Annotated in this window: 1 protein-coding gene; it reads right to left on the bottom strand. The window is 25.2% G+C overall.

The window, feature by feature from the left end; genetic code table 4:
• Positions 1-100: 100 nt before the first annotated feature.
• Entirely contained in the window at positions 101-2,692 is a 2,592-nt protein-coding gene (locus EHV01_RS04375) for a hypothetical protein (protein WP_422066372.1), read from the bottom strand.
• Between the last annotated feature and the right edge of the window lie 332 nt (positions 2,693-3,024).

Below are 3,024 nucleotides of genomic sequence, written 5' to 3'. Positions count from 1 at the left end.
TWWATTTTTAAATAAAAGACATAATTAATTAAAATTATAATTTGCTATTAGTATCTTTTTAAAAATATTTACAATTATTTTAATAGGTTATGCAAGAAGTCTAATATGCTTGTAAATATGTTTCTTTGATTTTATCTTTATCATTATTAGATAATTTTGTTATTTGTAATAAAAATTTAATATTTCCATTATTTTTTTCAGTTGTATAACTATTTTGATAATTTCCACTTGGCAGTCCATTAGTATATGCAATAGGTTCAAATGTTTGAACTTCATTAGTTATATTATCTGTATACAAAGTTCTTATATTATCAAAATTAACTTCATCAGTTTGTGAACGACCACTTTCTTTTAAAGTCATATTTGCTAAGGAACCAAAATTCTGATTATATGAATATTCTCCCGCAGATAAATTAACATTTCTATTAGGAATAAAATTTTCTATTTCAGGTGGTCCACATTCAACTTGTATATTATTAAGATTACTTATTTCAATAGTTTTATATGAACTAATAAATTTATTAATACTTTGAATTGTTGGGTCAATTTGTTTTAAATCAATTTCAACCTCATAATAAACATCCTTAAATTCATCAGAAAATATATTATTATAATAACCAGAATTATTTTTTCATTTACATTGTGCTGGTGCAGTAATTTTAGTTATTAATGGTAGTACTACATCAGAAGGCATAATATCTTTGGTATAAGGTTTATAGTTATATGGTACTGGTGGTAAGACATATTGTGGGTAATTAAATGTTGGTATTTCATAGTCATGTGGAAGTAAGAAACTAGTTTTATAATTAGTTGTCATATCGCGTAAATAATTATTTAATGTACTTTTTGTTTTACCTCTGAAACTTCATACTGATAAGCGTAAGTAATCTTCTTCATTATTTGTATATGGATTATCAGCATAAAAGATAATTTCAAAATTACTTTTATATAATGCTTGGATTGAAAACATATCAATTATATAACTACAATTTGTACCATCTGGTGTTTGTAAGAATTCGCAATTATTATCTTTTTCACTATCACTAACTGGTGTTTGTGCATCAACTGATTTGGTTTTTTCATTAATTAAATAAACTCGGTTAGTTTTAGGATTTAATTGTTTTAAATTATAAGTTGAATAAACTAATTCTTCGGTTGGTTTACCATCATTAGTTAAAACAGTCCCTTTAAATTTATCAGTTAATAAAGTAGTAAACCCTAAACTAGTAGCATTTGTTCCAATCATAGCACTAACTTTGTCGTTTCCTTGTTCTCTAAATATTTCAAATGGTAAATAACCTTTACCAGCAGACTTATCACCTCAAAAGGCATCGTTATAAAAACTATAAACATTAGCACTCATAAAACCATTAAGTCATGGAAAATTAGGTCATTTATCATCTTGGGTAATTGTTAAATTCCCAATTCAGTCCCAAGGAATACCAAACGAAACAAAGTTTAAAAACTTTCCAATAGCAGGTATCGTAAAAGGATTAAAGACTAATTTTTGCGTATAGTTTAAAGGTAATACGGTAATTTGGCTATTAATAAAATTATTCATATTTAAAATATCTCAAACATTACATGCACCCATTTTATTATATTCAATTTGAACTTGTCCAACAGTATTACCAAATTCATCTTTTTTTCTAAAATATGATGAGGCTTGAGTACTAATAATATTATCAACATTGCCATTATTTACTTTTATTTTATTTGGTGGTGTTATATTTCAATTTTTAGACCAATAAAATTTAGAGTTCTTATCTTCTTTATGAATATTTCTACCAACAGTAGAATTAGATGCTGATGTAGTKGMAGGATCAGTTATAACAATACCTTCACTATTTTTTTGATTTCAAAAGTCGTATCTACTTTCCATATCTTTTTTTCAATCTTCATAACCAGTTATCATAGTTGGTTGAATACCTTGAATGTTATATCAACTTACTTCTGGTGATGCATAAGTATTTATTTTATCAGGTGGAGCAGGATACATGTTATACATTAATAAATCACGGGAATTCATTACTTTTTTATTAAATTGACCTTTAATAATTGGYCGACCAATAACAGGCATATCAAAAAAGATYGGATTACCATAAAATTTAACTGCCATTGCTCTAACACCAGGGTCTTTTAATAAAACCTCATCTAATTCAACAATACCTTTATTTAATTTTTTAGCATAAGTTATTTTAGGAAAACAATAACCTTCGCCCCGGGCACTTGTTTGAATAAATTGTCTTACTGATAAACCACTATGACTAATTTTGTCATTAATACTTGAAAAGGTAATTTCTTGTCATAAGAAACTACCATCATATGGTGAATAATAATTAATAACATTAGATGGATATAATCATTGTCTATCTTGGGGAGCAGAATTAATATCACCACCGCCAATATTTAATCCACGGTCATTAAATACAGTATAAAAATTATAATAATCATTAATATTTAATTTCTCAGCATCTTCATCTAAAATTAATAAAGTATATTGTCTTTCGGTTGATTGTTGAGTAAATACTTGTTCAAATTTGGCTTCACCAAATTGAATAGAACTTACATCATCAACCATATAAGCATCTCAATATTTACCAACCTTAACTTCTTTAGTATAAAAATTATCTGCTTTATTATCATTATTCATAAAATAACTTAATTTATATTGATTTAAGTATTCTAACATTTTATTAACATCATAAATGTTTTCACCATCAATTAATTTTCAATAATAATTAATATTTTCATCTTTTAATTTTATCGCAAAAGGTGTTTCATTATTTGCTCATATAGTTGAGTTAATTGGTTGTTTATTAGACTTCTTGCATAACCTAGTTATTTTAAAATTCCTATAAAATATATTTAAAATAGAAATTATAGGAATTTTAAAATAACTAGGTTATGCAAGAAGTCTTTAATTTTGTCGAAAACTCTTGATATTTATAAAATATACCTAAAATTAGGTATATTTTTAATATATGAAGGTAAATAATTAATGAAAAAAATAATTACAGAATW

The sequence above is a fragment of the Spiroplasma sp. hy2 genome (genome assembly GCF_044714365.1).
GTDB lineage: Bacteria > Bacillota_I > Bacilli_A > Mycoplasmatales > Mycoplasmataceae > Spiroplasma > Spiroplasma phoeniceum.
The sequence above is the reverse complement of the archived record's forward strand: the minus strand, read 5'-3'. Positions and strand labels throughout refer to the sequence as shown.